Raw genomic sequence first — 17,575 nt, forward strand, 5'->3', positions numbered from 1 at the left:
TGGTGCTGGTTTCTCATGCTCGTGCGCTCGGGACGTCATTTCACGCTCACGCGCGAAGCAATGACCCAGGCAGATCGCTGACGCGAATACGGCCGTGGACGACCGCGGCTCGCCTCTCCCACGGCGGGACGGCCCGCCTCTGAATCAAGTTTCCTTCCATGTTCGAGAAGATTCTTATCGCCAATCGTGGCGCTATCGCGTGCCGGATTCTGAGAACGCTGCGCGAACTCGATGTCACCGGAGTGTCCGTTTTTGCCGAGGCGGATAGAGCGAGCCGTCATGTGAACGAGGCGCCCATCGCGCATTGCCTGGGCGATGGCGCCGCGGCGCTGACCTATCTCGACACGGAAAAAATCCTCGAGATCGCTCGCCGCGAGGGCGTGCAGGCGATTCATCCCGGGTACGGGTTCCTCTCCGAGAACGCCGCCTTCGGCGAGGCTTGCGAAGCGGCAGGGATTGCGTTCATCGGGCCCACGCCCGCGCAGCTGCGCGCCTTCGGCCTGAAGCACACGGCGCGCGAAATCGCGGAGAAGGAAGGCGTGCCGATGCTCAGGGGGACCGGCTTGCTCGCTGACCTGATGGCGGGGCTGGAAGCGGCGGAAGTCATCGGCTATCCGGTGATGTTGAAGAGCACGGCTGGCGGCGGCGGTATCGGCATGCGTGTGTGCTGGAACGCGGCCGAACTCAGTGCGCATTTCGATGCCGTGAAACGACTCGGTGAAAACAATTTCAGCGACTCCGGCGTTTTCCTCGAAAAGTACATCGAGCGGGCGCGACACCTGGAAGTGCAGGTCTTCGGCGACGGTAAGGGCGATGCGATCGCACTCGGCGTGCGCGACTGCTCGGTGCAGCGGCGCAACCAGAAAGTGCTCGAGGAAACGCCCGCGCCGTGCCTGCCGGAAGGGATTTCCGAGGCACTCTGTGCGGCTGCCGTGAGGCTGGCGAAGGCGGTGGACTATCGTTCCGCCGGCACCGTCGAGTTCGTGTACGACAGCGCGGCGGAGCAGTTCTACTTCCTCGAAGTCAACACGCGCCTGCAGGTGGAGCACGGCGTAACCGAGCAGGTGTGGGGCGTCGACCTCGTGCGCTGGATGATCGAACTGGCGGCGGGCACGCTCGAGCCGTTGCAGGAACTCGCAGCGAACCTGACGCCGCGCGGCCATGCGATTCAGGCGCGGCTCTACGCAGAAGACCCCGGTCGCGACTTCAAGCCGAGCCCCGGCCTGTTGACCGACGTTGCGTTCCCGCAAGCCGACGGTCGCGCGCTACGCATCGACACGTGGATTGAAGCCGGCTGCGAAGTGCCACCGTACTTCGACCCCATGCTCGCCAAGGTGATCGCCTGGTCGCCGACTCGCGACGAGGCGCGCAGCGCGCTCAAGGACGCGCTCGAAAACACGCGCATTTACGGCGTGGAGACGAACCGCGACTATCTGCGCCAGATCCTGGACGACGAGCCATTTGCATCGGGCGAACCATGGACGCGGTGCCTCGAAGGACTCAAGTATCAGGCCAGTACGGTCGAAGTCGTCAGCGGCGGTACGCAGACGACGGTGCAGGACTTCCCCGGCCGTCTGGGCTACTGGGCGGTCGGCATTCCGCCTTCGGGGCCGATGGATGACCGCGCCATGCGGCTGGGCAATCGCCTGCTTGGCAATGCCTCCGATGCCGCCGCGCTCGAAATCACGATGAGCGGCCCGACGCTGCGTTTCAATACGGACGCGGTAGTCGCCATCACGGGGGCAGACATTCCCGTGCTGCTCGACGACGTCAGGCAACCGTTGAATACGAGCCTCTTTGTCCCGGCCGGTTCGACGTTGTCGCTCGGCACCATTCGCGGCGCCGGCGCACGCGCTTATCTGTGCGTACGCGGCGGCCTGGACGTCGGTGTGTATCTGGGCAGCCGTAGCACCTTCACGCTCGGTCAGTTCGGCGGGCATGGCGGGCGCGCACTACGCGCGGGCGACGTGCTTCACCTCCATGCGCTCGAAAATCCGCAAGCGGGAAAGGCGCTGAATGCCGTGCCGAAGCTCGACGACGTGCGGCACATCCGTGTGATCTATGGTCCGCATGGCGCGCCCGAGTACTTCAGCTCCCGCTACATCGAACGCTTCCTCGACACCGACTGGGAAGTTCACTTCAACTCGAGCCGTACCGGTGTGCGCCTGATCGGGCCGAAGCCGGAATGGGCACGCGAAGACGGCGGCGAGGCGGGGCTGCATCCGTCGAACATTCACGACAATCCCTATGCGGTCGGCGCCATCGATTTCACCGGCGACATGCCGGTGATTCTCGGCCCCGATGGGCCAAGTCTCGGCGGCTTCGTCTGCCCGGTGACCATCGTCGAGGCCGACCTCTGGCATATCGGGCAACTGAAGGCGGGCGACAAGATCCGCTTCGTGCCGGTGGAAGTGGAAGAAGCGCGTGAAGCCGCACGCCAACGCGCCCGCGAACTTGAGAGTCTCGAGGTCGAGTCGAACGCGCCGACTCGCAGACGGTCGTTCCTGACATCGCCCATCGTGCTCGACATGGGTTCGGGCGGCGAGCGGCTCGTTGCGCGCGTGTCCGGCGACACGCATCTGCTGCTCGAAATTGGGCCCGCTGAGCTGGACCTCGTCTCGCGCTTTCGTGGGCATGCGCTCATGCAGTCTCTCGAGGCCATGGCGCTTGCCGGCGTCGTCGATCTGACGCCTGGCATCCGTTCCCTCCAGATTCACTATCGACCGGAGCAACTGGCGCTCGCAGCACTACTCGATGTCGTGCGCCAGACGTGGGAGCAGGTCTTGCTGAAAAAGGATCTGCGTGTGCCGTCGCGAGTCGTGCACATTCCGCTCTCCTGGGACGACCCGGCGTGCCAGCTCGCGATTGAAAAATACATGACCACGGTGCGCAAAGACGCGCCGTGGTGCCCGAGCAACCTGGAGTTCATTCGCCGGATCAACGACCTCGAGTCGATCGATGCCGTAAAACAGGTCGTCTTCGACGCGAGCTATCTCGTGATGGGTCTCGGCGACGTCTACCTGGGTGCGCCCGTTGCGACACCGCTGGACCCGCGTCATCGCCTCGTGACGACGAAATACAACCCGGCCCGTACGTGGACCGCGGAGAACTCGGTCGGCATCGGCGGCGCGTATCTCTGTGTGTACGGCATGGAAGGGCCCGGCGGCTATCAATTCGTCGGGCGCACGCTGCAGATGTGGAATCGCTATCGCAAGGTCGCGGATTTCGCCGGTCAGCACTATTTGCTGCGCTTTTTCGACCAGATCCGCTTCTACGAAGTGTCGGCCGACGAACTGCTTCGCATCCGCGCCGATTTTCCGCTTGGGCGTTATCCGTTGAAGATCGAGGAGTCGGAGCTCTCGCTGCCGGATTATCAAGCGTTTCTCGACAGCGAAGCTGACAGCATCGGCAAGTTTCGTTCGCGACAGCAGGCGGCCTTCCAGGCCGAACGCGAGCGTTGGCGCGAAGCGGGCACCCCGGAAGAGGCAATCGAGGCTCCGGACGCGGAGGACGCCCAATTGGCTCCCCTGGAGGACGGCCAGGTCGCCGTGGATTGTGAAATCGCCGGCAGCCTTTGGCAGGTGAAGGTGAAGACGGGCGACGTCGTTGCCGCCGGCGACGTACTGCTGATTATCGAGTCGATGAAGATGGAGATCTCGGTATTTGCCTCGTGTGCGGGGACAGTCGGCGAAATCTACGTGGCCCCTGGCTCGCCCGTGCGCGCAGGGCAGCGAGTCGCAGTCATTGAACGCCACTAACTACAAGGACAAGGAACCATGCCGACATTCGATCTGCGACTTTCCACGCTCCGTAGCGCGTTTCGCGACGGGCGCCTCACGCCGCGCAAGCTCGTGGCTGAACTGCTCGGAAAAGCGAACGCGCTGAACCCGGAGTTCAATCTCTTCATTCATCTTCTGACCGCAAGCGAAGTCGCGCCGTACCTCGACTGGCTCGAGAAGCAGGACTTCGAGCGTCTGCCGTTGTACGGCGTGCCGTTCGCAATCAAGGACAACATCGACCTTGCAGGAGTCCAAACGACTGCCGCTTGCCCCGACTTTGCGTACATGCCGGAGGAGTCCGCGACGCTCGTCAGCCGACTGATTTCGCTTGGCGCAATCCCGATCGGGAAGACCAATCTCGACCAGTTCGCTACGGGTCTGAACGGCACGCGTTCGCCATACGGCAAATGCCGCAACAGCGTGCATCCTGACTACCCGTCGGGTGGGTCCAGCGCGGGTTCATCGCTTGCCGTTGCGTTGGGCGTGGCGAGTTTCGCGCTCGGTACCGACACGGCGGGGTCGGGTCGCGTGCCTGCCGGCCTGAACAATCTCATCGGACTCAAGCCGACCAAAGGCATCCTGTCGACGGCGGGTGTCGTCCCGGCTTGCCGCACGCTCGATTGCGTGACGTTTTTCACGGCCACGGCTGGCGAGGCCAGTGAGCTTCTCTCATTGACCGCGCAAAAAGACGCTCGCGATGCATACAGCCGCAAAAACGCGCAGTGGAACGCGGCAAGCGCGTTCGGCAAGCCCTCGTCGTTCCGGTTCGGCGTGCCGGCGCGCCTTGAATTCGCGGGATGCGCCGAGAGCCCGGAACTGTTCGCAAGGGCGCGTGCGCGCCTGGAAGCAGCAGGCGGCGAGGCCGTGGAGATTGATTTCGAGCCCTTTGTCGAGGCCGCGAATCTCCTTTATCAGGGTCCTTGGGTTGCGGAGCGCTACAGCGTGGTTGGCGAGTTGATGTCAGCGACGCCGGACGCCGTGCTTCCCGTCATTCGGGACGTGCTGGCCAAGGCGCCGGGTGCAACGGCGGTCGAACTGTTTCGCGCGCAGTATCGCCTGCAGGCGTTGAAGGCAGCCTGCGATGCGGTGGTCGATTCATTGGACTTCGTGCTGACGCCGACGTATCCGCGCCCTGTGACGCTCGCTGAACTGGAAGACGACCCGATTGGGCCGAACTCATTGCTCGGCTACTACACGAACTTCATGAATCTGCTGGATTACGCGGCCGTCGCCACGCCAACAGCGTTCATGAAGAACGGACTCCCGTGGGGCGTAACGGTCTTCGGCCGCGCGTTCACCGACCAGTATCTGCTGGGTGTCGCCGATGTGTTGCAGACGGCGAGTGGCATCGAATGTGTTGGCGGAAGCCGCCCGGAGCCTGGCGCGCGGCGAATAGCGGCCAACGACCGGATCCGCATCGCAGTGTGCGGTGCTCACATGCAAGGGCTGCCGCTGAACAAGGACCTGGTTTCGCGAGGCGCGCAACGCATGCAGGTAACGCATACGGCGGCCCAGTATCGGCTGGCCGCGCTGCCGGCTTCCGCGGACGGCACCCGACGCCCGGGCTTGTGGCGAGTGGCGGAGAACGGCTCCGGGATTGCGGTCGAAGTCTGGGAAATGCCGAGCGCCGAGTTGGGCTCGTTCCTGGCAACCGTGCCGTCTCCGCTGGTGCTGGGGAAAGTCGAACTATCGGACGGCTCGTGGGTGATCGGCTTCCTGTGCGAACCCTATGGCGTGCTGTCGGGAACCGATATCTCCGAATTCGGCGGATGGCGAGCGTGGCTCGCCAGCGAGCGCCGGCCCGACTGACCCTGCGAGATGGAACGCAATACCTGGGACGACCAAATCACCATGTTCGAATTGAGCTGTTTTTGCGCTTTAACGCTGGCTACGCTTGCGATTGCTGTCCGGATGATCGCGCTCATCCACCAAGGCAATGACCGCGCGATGGTTTTCCTCGAAATGAAGCTGGCATTGCACGTCGCTTTGATCCTGCTTTTGGCGATGACTTTCGACGTTGGGATTGAACCGGCATTTGTGTGGCTGCGCCACAGGTTGCCGCATACCGGTACGCTCGAAAACCGGACGATTGCAGCGATGCTTACCGGCATGGGATGCGTTGTCATCGTCATTGCCGTGCCATGGTGCATGGTTGCCTTCGGACGGTTGCGACGCGATTTATCGAGGGCCCGCAGGGTCACCGACGACTTGATCGTTCGACTTCGGGTCGGAGAGAAGCGGGCGGCGCTGATGTGATCAAGATTGCTCGTGGCGTGTGAATCCAGCCCGTTGCCTTGTGATGTCGCCCAGCGCTACACTGCGCGGGCGATGAGGAAGCGCCAGGTAGCGGGCTTCCAGCGGGGCATTCGGCAGATGCCAGTAAAACCGGGTTCAGCGGCAGGAGGAAACAGCGACGTGACAGTGCCATTTTCCGGCGGGTGTGCATGCGGAGCGATCCGTTATGTATGCTCGCGCGTGCCAGTTGCGACGCTAAATTGCCATTGCCTCGACTGCCAGCGCTCGAGTGGTGCTCCTTTTGCCTCCGGCTTCATCGTCCGCGTGTCGGACGTGACGATCACCGGCACGCCGAACACATACTCGGTTCGTGCCGGCAGTGGCAGGCTCGCGACTCGCAGCTTTTGTGCCGATTGCGGCTCTCCTTTGTTCACCCAGGGCGAGGCGGCACCCGAAGTGATGTCCATTCGTTTCCCTACGCTGGACAATCCGTCGGAGTTTCAGCCGATGCTGGATATCTGGACATCCAGTGCCCAACCGTGGGTTTGCCTGAGTCAGGCGATTCCTCACTATCCTCAGTCGCCCTAGACGGGGCGCCGATCAATGCGGTTCGCCGAGGCAAGCGTCGGCAACATCGACGATCGGTTCGCTGTCCGCGTGAGCTTGAGGAAACCGGTCGACGCACTTGATCTGTACGTAGGTCCACCACGTTCCCGGTGGATCGTGGCCCAGCCACATCACGGTGGCTGCGACCTTGGTTCGCAACCCCCAATGCCGCCAGTCAGCACCGGTTGGCGAAAAGTTTCCGTGCACGTCCTTGTACAGGCTGCGGTCCAGCCCGTACTGCTTCAGCCAGGGCGGATCGATGCGTGCCTCGAGCGCAGCCGGCTCGCCCCGCGCGGTGCCTGCGTGCGCTATTGCCTCGTCCCGGCGCAGATCGCTCACGGCATGGCCGATCACCGACAGTTCGAACAGCAATACCGCGCCAACCGCCGCGCAGGTGGTAATCGTGCAAAGCGAAAGCGCCCAAATTACCCGCCTTCTGGACGTCGGCGTTTTCATCGCGCTCGACGCGGGCGCTTCAGGCCCTTTGCAGAATGTCGATTGCCTTTTCGGCGTCGTCCAATGAGTCGAGCGCGAGATAAGCAATGAACTGCGTGCCAAGTACCGCCGCGGAGACGCCGCGGAAGCTGATGCCCCCGTCCGCCAGCATCTGGGTCAATTGCGCGATGATCCCCAGTTGGTCCAGACCCATTACACGGACGGAATGAAGGCTCGGGGTGGCGCTAAACCCCGCCTGTCTGGCAGCACCGATCGCGCTGTCGCCCTCGATCGGAGCGACGAACACGACCCCCTTGCCTGATGCCTCCGGCGTGCGACGCGCCACGATAAACTGCAAGTCGACACCCGCATCTCGCAAGGCGCCTAATACCTTTGCGAGGCCGCCCGGTTTGTCGTCGATGGTCGCTGCCCAAACCTCGACCCGTTCCACACTCAGTTCCATGGCAGTCTCTCCCGCCTCGGACACATGATTAGAAAATCTACTTCACGAACGGCATGCGGGCAAGACAGGCCGCGCTCGGATGTGCCCGCCCGTGCCTGGTGCAGGCGGGCGGTTGCCGGAAGTGCTGTGGAGGATGGGCGTTCCGGCGGCTACGCCGAGCCTGTCTCGCGCGCTGTGTGTGCCAACGCCAACGCCAGTCGTGCCCCGACCTCGGCGTTGTGTTTCACGATCGCGATGTTCGTCGCCAGACTGCGTCCACCCGTGAGTGTCGTGATGCGAGACAGAAGGAAGGGCGTCACGGCCTTGCCTGTGATGCCTTGTGCCGTGGCCTCAGCAAGCGCCTGCTGAGTCAGCGCGTCGATCTCTGCGGACGGCATCGCAGATCCTTCTGGCACCGGCGTGCTCAGCAGGACGCCGCCCTCGAGGCCCAGGTTCCACTTGGTGCGGATGAAGCGCGCCTGGTCCGCCGCGTCGTCCAGCCGGAAGTCCGCACGAAAGCCGCTGTCGCGCGTGTAGAAGGCCGCGAAATTGTCCTGCTCGCTACTGAGCACCGGCACGCCGTAAGTTTCCAGGTATTCCAGTGTGAGCCCGATGTCCAGGACGGACTTCGCACCGGCACAAACCACCGCCACCGAGGTCTTTGCTAATTCCTGCAGGTCGGCCGAGATGTCGAAGGTTTCCTGCGCGCCCCGGTGCACGCCGCCAATGCCTCCGGTGACGAAGACCTCGATGCCGGCCAGCGCGGCACATATCATCGTGCCAGCCACCGTCGTGGCGCCGAGCCCGCCGCCGGCCAGTACGGCCGGCAGGTCGCGGCGGCTGACCTTGTGCACATGGTCCGAGCGGCCAAGCCGTTCCAGCTCGTCGTCAGCGAGCCCGATGTGGATTCGCCCCCCGATCAGTGCGATCGTTGCCGGTTCAGCTCCCATCGCGCGGACCAGCGCCTCCACTTCGCGCGCAGTGCGAATATTCTCCGGATAGGGCATGCCGTGAGCGATGATGCTCGATTCCAGCGCGACAAGCGGGCGGCCGGCGGCCTTGGCAGCGCTTACAGGCGCGCTGAACGTCAACCAGGAGTGTGCGAGGTCGGCAACCATGTCTTTGGGCCTTTGGGTATCGTGGACTCGAGTATGCCGCATGGGGCCGCTTCACGGCGCATCGCCTGATCCACGTGCTCCAGACGAACGATCGGGCAGTCCGGCTTGCGGCCAGACCCTGACCGGCGCATCGTTCACGGGAATCGTGCTGAGGCGCGCCTTCGCGCGCCGAACCTTTTGACAGGCTTCGCCATGTTGCAGGAACGTTTTCTCTACTTTCCCGAGAAGGCCGTAGTCGAGGACGTCGTTTCCGATCGACTCGCGGCCTGGCCGACGATGGAGGCGTTGCGGGGGCTCGCCGCCGAACCGCCCGGAACCGCGAGCGGCACCGCCATTGTTTTTCACGGCAACGCGGGGCACGCAGGACACCGCGCCTTCTACGCCGCCGCGCTCAACCGGCTGGGACTGCGCACGATCCTCGCCGAATATCCGGGCTATGGGCCACGCGAGGGCACGCCCGATGAACAACGCCTGGTCGCCGATGCGCAAGAGACCATCGAGCTTGCGCATCGCCTCTACGGCGCGCCTGTGCTGGTCATCGGGGAATCGCTCGGGGCAGGCGTGGCCGCCGCCGCCGCCGGCGCGCGCGAACGCGACACGATCGCCGGCCTGATGCTCATCACACCGTGGGATACGCTCCTGCACGTCGCCGCTTTTCACTACTCATGGGCGCCCGTGAAGTGGCTGATGCATGACCGATACGACAGCGTGGCCCACCTGGCCGGCTTCGGCCGCCCGGTTCTCGTCGTGGTTGCCGAACGCGACAGCATCGTACCGCCACGCCTGGGCGAAGCGCTCTACGACGCGCTGCCCGGTCCGAAGCGACTGTGGATCGTGCAGGCGGCCGAGCATAACGACTGGCCTGGCCACGTCGACGCTAGCTGGTGGCGGGAGGCGATCGACTTTCTGCTCACACCCTCCGGATCAGAATAGATGAGATCCCGCCCGGTCCCGCCCCAGTGCGAACGCTTCTACATCCTCGATGCGAAGAACAGGCCTGTTGAGATGTGCGACCGCAGCGAGTGGTCGCGCTGGATGGCCGAGAACGAATTGATCTTTCGCCGCACGCTGCTCGAAGCGTCGGGCGTGACGGTCACGACGCGATTTCGCGGTGTGGCTGACGCACGGGCTGGCGAGCCCGCGCTCTTCGTGACGCGCATCGCCGGAATGGAAGCGCGAAAAGACAACGAGAGCTTTGGCGCAAGCACGCTCGGTGAGGCGCTCGAGTTGCACGAACGCATCGTGCAGAAAATCCTTCGACTGCTGACCGGGCGGTGATCGGCGCGCCCAAAATATTGGCAAGCTTCTTGCAGGTGAGCCTGTGTATCCACTTCAAGGTCACCTTCACCGACTGCGGATCAAACCTCGGGAAGTGCGTCGGATCTTTGCCTATCCTTCCAGTGTGAGAGTGGCCTGTTGCCAGGCCTGCGATTACGGGGGGAGGTATGCATGTTCGGACGGGTTTTGTCGGGTGCGTAGGCGACACGCCGCTCATCAGGCTCGCGCGGCTCAGCGACGAAACCGGCTGCGAGATTCTCGGCAAGGCCGAATTCATGAACCCGGGTGGTTCGGTGAAGGACCGGGCCGCGCTGTCCATTATTCAGGACGCCGAGCAGCGTGGCGAACTCCGGCCCGGCGGCACGGTGGTGGAGGGCACTGCGGGCAATACCGGCATTGGCCTTGCCCATATTTGCGCGGCGCGCGGCTATCACTGCGTCATCGTTATTCCCGAGACGCAGTCTCCCGCGAAAATGGAACTGTTGCGCGTCCTGGGCGCGGAAGTCCACCCGGTACCGGCTGCCCCATACAAGGACCCGAACAACTACCAGAAGATCGCGGGAAGGCTCGCGCAGGAACTGGGCGACGCGATCTGGGCGAACCAGTTCGACAACCTCGCCAATCGCAAGGCTCACTACGAAACCACCGGCCCTGAAATCTGGCGCGATACCGCTGGCACGGTCGATGCGTTCGTCAGCGCCACCGGGACTGGCGGCACCCTCGCCGGGGTGGCCCGCTTCCTGAAGGAGAAGAACCGGGATGTGTGGATCGTGCTCGCCGACCCGTACGGCAGCGGTTTGTACAGCTACGTGAAGACGGGCGAGATTCACGCGGAAGGCAACTCGATTACCGAAGGGATCGGCTCCAGCCGCCTGACTGCGAACCTCGAAGGCACGCCGATCGATGACGCTTACCAGGTCGATGACCAGTCATGCGTCACCATGGTCTACCGCTTGTTGCGCGAAGAAGGGCTCTATGTCGGCGGTTCGACTGGCATCAACGTCGCGGCTGCCGTCAGGCTTGCCCGGGAGATGGGGCCGGGGCATACGATCGTCACACTGCTGTGCGACGGCGGCGAGTTGTACCGCTCCCGCCTTTTCAATCTGGACTGGCTGAAGCAAAGGGGCCTGGTCCCGGCGTAGGCAGCCCCTCACGCCTGGCGTCACCCATGTTCCCTTTTGGGTTTATCTCTTGAGGAGGTCAAATGAACACCAAGGACAAAGGCAACGTGCGCGCATTCGTGCAGACGGCCGAACAGATCGGCGGCTGGGTGTGGGTTATCTCGCTCGTCGACTTCGATGCGCGCGAAGTGCGGCGCTCGCTCGTCGCCGAAGAACCCTTCGCCACGGAGCGCGCGGCGAAAGACGCAGGCTACGCCCGTCTCGAAGCGCTCGCACACGATCAGTAGCTGCGCAGGGAGAGTCCCCATGGCCAGTCCACGAGGTGGATCGGCGTTCGACGTATCCGTCGACCCCGGCAGTTATCGTGTCGCGCGGCCTGATAACCCGCAGCAGGTTATCGAGCTACTGCGCGAACACGGGATTCAGATCGTCGACCTCAAATTCACGGATCTGCCCGGTCTCTGGCAGCACTTTTCGATCACGCTGCCCGAGGTGCACGAAGACCTCTTTGCCAACGGGATCGGCTTCGACGGTTCGTCGATTCGCGGATTTCAGGAAATTCAGGAATCCGACATGCTTCTCAAGCCGGATCCCACGACCACGTTCATCGATCCTGTGAGCGAAACGCCCACACTCTCGATGATCTGCGACGTGATCGATCCCGTGCTGCATCAGCCGTACTCGCGCGACCCGCGCTACATCGCGAAGAAGGCCGAGGCCTACCTGAAGCAGACCGGCATTGCGACGACATGCTACTTCGGGCCCGAGCTCGAGTTCTTCATATTCGATTCGATCCGCTTTGGCCAGGATGCCCATAGCGGCTACTTCTATGTCGAATCTGCCGAAGGGGACTGGAATTCGGGCCGCGACGAAGGAGCGTATGGCGGCGGCAACCTCGGTTACAAGCCTCGCTTCAAGGAAGGGTATTTTCCGGCGCCGCCGCACGATACCCTGCAGGATATCCGCTCGACGATCGTGTTGTTGCTTCAGCAGGCCGGCGTGCAGGTGGAAGTGCATCACCACGAGGTGGCGACAGCGGGACAGAACGAAATCGACATGCGGTTTTCCACGCTTACGAGGATGGCCGACAACGTCATGATCTATAAGTACATCTGCAAGAACGTCGCGCGCCAGCACGGCAAGGTAGCGACGTTTATGCCGAAGCCGCTCTTCGCCGACAACGCGAGCGGCATGCACTGCCACCAAAGCCTGTGGAAGGACGACGAGAATCTGTTCTACGATGCGCATGGCTGGGCGCTCACGTCTGCCATGTGTCGATGGTATATCGGCGGCCTGCTGAAGCATGCGCCAGCGCTGATGGCGTTCTGCGCGCCGACTACGAACTCCTACAAGCGTCTCGTGCCCGGATATGAAGCGCCGGTGAATCTGGCGATGTCGCAACGCAACCGCTCGGCGGCCGCGCGCATTCCGATGTACTCCGATTCGCCGAACGCGCGGCGCGTCGAGTTCCGGTGTCCCGATCCGTCGGCCAATGCGTACCTCGCCTTCTCAGCAATGCTGATGGCCGGGCTCGACGGCATCGAAAACAGGACAGACCCGGGCGATCCGCTTGACGTCAATATTTACGACCTGCCGCCCGAGAAAGCGAAGGACGTCCGTCAGGTGCCGGGTTCGCTCGACGAATCGCTGAATGCGCTCGAGGCCGACAACGAGTTTCTGCGCAGAGGCGATGTCTTCACTGAAGATGTCATCGACACGTGGCTCGAGTACAAGCGCAAGCGTGAGATCGACGCGATCAGGCTGCGCCCGCATCCGTGGGAGTTTTATTTCTACTTCGACGTTTGATCAGCCGTGCAACGCTGAGGGGAAGGGGGGGCGCAATAACTATAATGAACTGGGCAGCGCCCGCCTCGCGTGACACGTTTTAGACTGCGGGGCAGGGAGAGTGCTGCTTCGTCCCCCTTTGCGCGAGGCAGATCATGCAACGCCCTGATGCGATCCTCAAGCAGGTGATGGCGGCGTTCGAACACGAATCGCACCTGAAGCTCCACAATTCCCCCATTCATATCAGCCGCGAGAGCGGTGCCTTGACGGTTGCAGGCGAAGTGCCGGACGTTGCGTCCAAGAAGCGGCTGATTCAGCTGGCCCGGACTTACAGCGACGGCGAAGCGCTCATTGACCAGTTGCGCGTCAGCGCTGTGCCGCCGATTGGCGACGGCGAGTTGCGCACGCGAATCTGCGAACGGATTCTGCAGACGGTGGAGTTCCGCAACTGCGTGATATGCGCGCGCGTGAAAGACCAGCTCGAAATGCTGCGTGGCACCATGGACCAGGCCGGCGAGGAGGGCGGCGGCGTTGTGGAGGTGACCGTGGAAGGTGGCGTCGTGACGTTGACGGGCCAGGTGATGAGCCTGTCGCATCGACGGCTCGCAAGTGTGATCGCGTGGTGGGTCGGCGGGTGCCGGGACGTGGCGAATCTGCTGGAATTGGTGCCGGCCGAAGCGGACGGCGACGAAGAGATTCACGAGGCCCTTGCTCTCGTGCTCGAATCCGATCCGCGCGTTCACGCTGAACAAATCACAATCGACGTGCAGGGCAAGCGGATCACGCTCGCGGGGTGTGTAGCGACCGAAGCGGAGAGGCGCCAGGCAGAGATGGATGCGTGGTGTCTGGACACCGTGGGAGGTGTGGTCAACCGGATCGAGGTGCGCGCCTGATCGTGTTGGAGCATGCTCCGGAGTTGACGAATGCTGCTTGTTATCTAGCTCTGCTGCGGGTAACGCGCGTTCTTTTGCAAGCCTCTTGATCGAATCGCTGATTGAAGCACTCGGGCTTCTTGAAAGATTTTCTTTGCCTCCTGAAAAGAATAAAGCAGTTGTACCGAGCGACTGCATAGCCAACAATCCCCGCGACATGCGCCCCGATCGTCCCGTCTACCTGGGACAGGGGCGGGTATCTGGCCTCGACACGACCTGTCTGCGCGAGGCCACAACGTTTTCGACGTAGCCGGGGTTGGGTTTAGCAGGCTAGTGCGTATTCTTCGCAGGAGATGTCTATGAGTAGCAGTGTCCGTGTTGTGCCATGGCAGGACGGGGACTCAGCCCCCGACGAGTTGGTTGCGGCCATGCGCGCGCGTCGGCCTACCCGTGAGCTAATCGGTATTGATCGAGTGCTTCTGAAAAGCGTCCCGCTCGCGACGGGCTGGAATGAGCTCCTTCGTAGGGTCCGGGCCGAATTCGCTCTCGAACTGCACTATCGCGAACTGATCATGCTTCGGGTGGCGGTTCTCAATGGTGCCGAATTCGAATGGGGCGTGCACTACCCGGCCTATCTGGCGGCAGGCGGCACTCATGAGAAAAGCGAGGCGGTCAAGGCACTGGTGGTTGACCGCATGTTGTTCAGCGAAACCGAGTTGGCCCTGATCAATCTCACCGACCGGTCCACCCGCGACGTAACGGTTGACGCCGACATCATCGAGGACTTAAAGGCGCGTCTGGGCGAGACGAAGACGGTGGAGGCAGTCGCCACGGTCGCTGCATACAACATGGTTTCTCGCTTCCTCGTGGCGCTCGGAGTCTGAAACTCATGACCCGGCCACGTGCCGCGGCATCCATGAGCTGTGCTCACGGCTCCATGAGAACATACCATTGTTGCTCATAATTTCGCGCTGCTACTCTACTCGCAATACGAAATCACGGCGTCGGTCTGCGCCGTTCTATTGCGAGTGGAAGCTACCATGAAGATTCATCAGGAGTTGCCGGGCAGCGGTGCGTCAGCAGGGAGGACCCGGTCGATCTTCGACGAGATCGTCGACCGGAAGCAATCGAACTCACTCAAATGGGCGTTCGGGGAGCGGCTCCTTGCGGCCGATGAGTACGCGGCGAACCCGTTGCCAATGTGGGTGGCCGATATGGATTTCAGAGCCCCTCAAGCCGTTGTCGACGCGCTTCACGAAGCCGTCGAGTTTGGTGTGTTCGGCTACTCCTGCGGAGCGACTGAGAGCTACGTCAACGCTGTAACCAGCTGGCAGGCAAGACGCTTTGGCTGGGAAGTCCCCGCGGATTGGGTGCTGCAGTCTAGCGGCATCATTACGGCGCTCAAGAATGCCATTCAGGCATTCTCGTCACCAGGCGACACGGTGCTGATTCAGCCACCGGTCTACGCTCACTTCCATGAAGATGTCCTGCTGAATGGGCGGCATCTCGCCTATGCGCCACTCGAGCGCGCGGGAACGGCCTACCGCTTCAACGAGACTGCATTCGAAGCCGCGATCAAGGACAATACGCGGCTTTTCATTCTGAGCAACCCGCATAACCCGACAGGCAATGTCTGGTCGGAAGGTGAACTGCGGGCGATGGGGGAAATTTGTCGGCGCCATGACGTTCTCGTCGTTGCCGACGAGATTCACCAGGACCTCGTCACCAATCCTCTCAAGAAGCATATCCCGTTCGCCTCTCTTGGTGAAGCGTTCGCTGACAACAGCATCACCTGCACGGCACCGAGCAAAACTTTTAATTTGCCGGGCCTGCAAAGCGCAAATCTGGTCGTTCCCAACCGCGGCCGGCGCGAAGCGCTGCGTCGACAGTTTGACAGGAACATGTACCAGTCGGTGAATACGCTCGGAATGGTTGCGGCGGAAGCCGCCTATTCCCATGGCGAAGCATGGCTGGAGGAGTTGCTGGTCTACCTTCGCGAAAACCATGCCCACTTTCGCAACGCGGTGCATAGCATCACTTCGAAGATCGAAGTCCTTCCGGCCGACTCGCTCTACCTCGCGTGGATGGACTGCCGCGGGCTGGGCATGGACGCGGACGTGTTGAACAAATTCATGCTGACCGAAGCCCGGCTCTGGTTCGACAAAGGCCAGAAGTTCGGCATCGAAGGGCATGGGTATATGCGCGCGAACCTCGGTTGCCCGCGTTCTACCATTGATGAGGCAATCCGCCGCTTGACCAACGCATTGAGCGGGCTCTGAATATTCAGAGGTAGGCCGGTGAGCTGTTTTGGTCTCCGTCCTCTATATGATCAGTAATACGAATTGATAAACGAAAAAGAGCGCGCGCAGGAGCACGATGGTCTGCGCCTGCTGGCGACATGCCGAACGGTTTACCCACTCCTAACAATAAAAACATACGCTCACTTACTGGAGACGACATGAGCAACGAAAACAGGATGCAGACATACGAGCAGGAAGACCTGAAAAGAGACCTGAAAAACCGGCATATTCAGATGATTGCCATCGGAGGCGCCATTGGGACCGGGTTGTTTTACGGGTCTTCGTGGGCAATCAAGACGGCAGGTCCGGCAATTCTCCTGGTGTACCTGCTGGCGGCCATTGCGATCTACTTCGTGATGCGGGCACTCGGCGAGATGGCGGTGGAGGAGCCGGTGTCCGGTTCGTACGTCTCCTACTCGAACCGCTACATCCATCGGTTTGCAGGGTTTCTCAACGGCTGGAATGCGTTTATTTTTCTGCTCGCAACGAGCGCGGCGGATCTGAATGCGCTCGGGAATTATGTGCACTTCTGGTTCCCGGCGATACCCATCTGGGTGACGGCGGGTGCCGCGGTATCGCTGATGTTTCTGGTCAACATCATCGGCGTGAAAATATATGGCGAGGCCGAATTCTGGTTCGCGCTGGTCAAGGTTGTGGCCATCGTGGCGATGATTGTTTTCGGCGTGGGCATGGTCGCCTTCGGCATCGGCAATCATGGGGTCCCGATCGGCTACCGTAACCTCGTGGATCACGGCGGCTTCTTTCCGAAGGGGGCAGGGGGAACGTTTCTGGCAATCGTGATGGTCGCCTTTGCGTTCGGTGGGGTCGAGAATCTGGGCCTTGCCGCGGGGGAAGCGAAAGACGTCAAAACGACGATGCCCAAGGCCGTCAATGCAACGTTCTGGCGTCTGCTGATTTTCTATGTCGGGGCCATCGCTGTTTTGCTGATGGTTTTTCCGTGGACCTCGTTGACCACCAAGGGGAGTCCGTTCGTCGAAGTGTTCACGAAAATCGGGATTCCCGCGGCGGCGAGCATCATGAACCTGGTCGTCATCATGGCGGTGCTGTCTGCAGTCAATGCGAGCGTGTTTACCAACAGCCGGACCTTCTACAACCTTTCCCTGCAGAAGAATGCGCCGGCGTTTCTGGGTGTCACGAATAGCCGCAAGGTTCCGCATCGCGCCATTCTGATGGTCTTCGCAACGATGTTCGCAGGCGTACTGCTGAACTACATCATGCCGGAGCAGGCCTTCGAACTGTTCTCCTCGGTGACCGTGTTTGCGCTCGTCTGTGCGTGGGGCTCAATCGTGATCAGCCATATGGGCTTCCGTAAGAGCAAGATGCGCAAAGGGGAGGAGAGCCAGATTACGTACAAGATGCCTTTCTATCCCTACAGCAATTACATCGCGCTGACTTTTCTCGCTGCCGTATTGATTGGGATCGCAATCCTGCCTGACATGCGAATTTCGCTGGTCGTGTCGGCGGTATGGGTCTTCGTCGTCTTTGTCGCCTACAAGTTCTATGTGAGGAAGGACGCAACCCGTGCCAGCGTCGTGGTCGAAGGCAGCGAACCGAAGGATATGCCTGCTTGATGAGGCAAGGGC

General features: G+C 61.9%; 16 protein-coding genes. 13 read left to right on the forward strand and 3 right to left on the reverse strand.

The annotated features are described in order from the left end of the window. Positions 1-158: 158 nt before the first annotated feature. The 4 genes from uca (at position 159) to AB4Y35_RS22915 (ending at position 6,602) form a co-directional block, all read left to right on the forward strand. Entirely contained in the window at positions 159-3,758 is a 3,600-nt protein-coding gene (gene uca / locus AB4Y35_RS22900) for an urea carboxylase (protein ID WP_368706047.1), read from the forward strand. A gap of 18 nt (positions 3,759-3,776) precedes the next feature. Beyond that, positions 3,777-5,588 carry an allophanate hydrolase gene (gene atzF, locus AB4Y35_RS22905; RefSeq protein WP_368706048.1) on the forward strand — a complete coding sequence of 604 codons (1,812 nt, stop codon included), beginning with the start codon at positions 3,777-3,779 and terminating at the stop codon, positions 5,586-5,588. Between the two features lie 9 nt (positions 5,589-5,597). Beyond that, entirely contained in the window at positions 5,598-6,035 is a 438-nt protein-coding gene (locus AB4Y35_RS22910; protein WP_368706049.1) for a hypothetical protein, read from the forward strand. A 117-nt stretch (positions 6,036-6,152) separates the two neighbouring features. Next, on the forward strand, positions 6,153-6,602 hold the full coding sequence (locus tag AB4Y35_RS22915; RefSeq protein ID WP_368706143.1) for a GFA family protein: 450 nt from the start codon (positions 6,153-6,155) through the stop codon (positions 6,600-6,602). Between the two features lie 12 nt (positions 6,603-6,614). Here AB4Y35_RS22915 and AB4Y35_RS22920 read toward each other — a convergent pair whose 3' ends face one another. The 3 genes from AB4Y35_RS22920 to AB4Y35_RS22930 form a co-directional block, all read right to left on the reverse strand. Next, complete coding sequence (locus tag AB4Y35_RS22920) at positions 6,615-7,076, reverse strand: hypothetical protein (RefSeq protein WP_368706050.1); 462 nt, start codon at positions 7,074-7,076, stop codon at positions 6,615-6,617. 19 nt (positions 7,077-7,095) lie between these two features. Next, entirely contained in the window at positions 7,096-7,518 is a 423-nt protein-coding gene (locus tag AB4Y35_RS22925) for an ACT domain-containing protein (protein WP_368706051.1), read from the reverse strand. Between the two features lie 149 nt (positions 7,519-7,667). After that, positions 7,668-8,615, reverse strand: coding sequence for a pseudouridine-5'-phosphate glycosidase (locus AB4Y35_RS22930; RefSeq protein ID WP_368706052.1), 948 nt, complete (start codon positions 8,613-8,615; stop codon positions 7,668-7,670). A gap of 192 nt (positions 8,616-8,807) precedes the next feature. On the opposite strand from AB4Y35_RS22930, the gene AB4Y35_RS22935 reads away from it, so the two are divergent. The 9 genes from AB4Y35_RS22935 (at position 8,808) to AB4Y35_RS22975 (ending at position 17,563) form a co-directional block, all read left to right on the forward strand. Further along, on the forward strand, positions 8,808-9,548 hold the full coding sequence (locus AB4Y35_RS22935; RefSeq protein WP_368706053.1) for an alpha/beta hydrolase: 741 nt from the start codon (positions 8,808-8,810) through the stop codon (positions 9,546-9,548). Next, positions 9,549-9,893, forward strand: coding sequence for a hypothetical protein (locus AB4Y35_RS22940; protein ID WP_368706054.1), 345 nt, complete (start codon positions 9,549-9,551; stop codon positions 9,891-9,893). Between the two features lie 167 nt (positions 9,894-10,060). Beyond that, positions 10,061-11,035, forward strand: coding sequence for a cysteine synthase A (locus AB4Y35_RS22945; protein WP_368706055.1), 975 nt, complete (start codon positions 10,061-10,063; stop codon positions 11,033-11,035). A 62-nt stretch (positions 11,036-11,097) separates the two neighbouring features. Then, positions 11,098-11,301 carry a hypothetical protein gene (locus tag AB4Y35_RS22950; RefSeq protein WP_342921622.1) on the forward strand — a complete coding sequence of 68 codons (204 nt, stop codon included), beginning with the start codon at positions 11,098-11,100 and terminating at the stop codon, positions 11,299-11,301. 19 nt (positions 11,302-11,320) lie between these two features. Further along, complete coding sequence (gene glnA, locus AB4Y35_RS22955) at positions 11,321-12,820, forward strand: type I glutamate--ammonia ligase (protein ID WP_368706056.1); 1,500 nt, start codon at positions 11,321-11,323, stop codon at positions 12,818-12,820. 134 nt (positions 12,821-12,954) lie between these two features. After that, positions 12,955-13,692: a BON domain-containing protein gene (locus AB4Y35_RS22960; protein ID WP_368706057.1), complete on the forward strand. Its 738-nt coding sequence runs from the start codon at positions 12,955-12,957 to the stop codon at positions 13,690-13,692. Positions 13,693-14,030: 338 nt separating this feature from the next. Continuing rightward, the gene (locus AB4Y35_RS22965) at positions 14,031-14,555 is read left to right on the forward strand and encodes a carboxymuconolactone decarboxylase family protein (protein ID WP_368706058.1); all 525 of its coding nucleotides are present in this window, start codon (positions 14,031-14,033) and stop codon (positions 14,553-14,555) included. Between the two features lie 156 nt (positions 14,556-14,711). After that, positions 14,712-15,950 (forward strand): MalY/PatB family protein, encoded by a 1,239-nt coding sequence (locus AB4Y35_RS22970; protein ID WP_368706059.1) that lies wholly within the window; start codon positions 14,712-14,714, stop codon positions 15,948-15,950. 179 nt (positions 15,951-16,129) lie between these two features. Next, positions 16,130-17,563 carry an amino acid permease gene (locus AB4Y35_RS22975; protein ID WP_368706060.1) on the forward strand — a complete coding sequence of 478 codons (1,434 nt, stop codon included), beginning with the start codon at positions 16,130-16,132 and terminating at the stop codon, positions 17,561-17,563. Positions 17,564-17,575 lie beyond the last annotated feature (12 nt).

This window comes from Paraburkholderia sp. EG286A, from assembly GCF_040965375.1.
Lineage (GTDB): Bacteria > Pseudomonadota > Gammaproteobacteria > Burkholderiales > Burkholderiaceae > Paraburkholderia.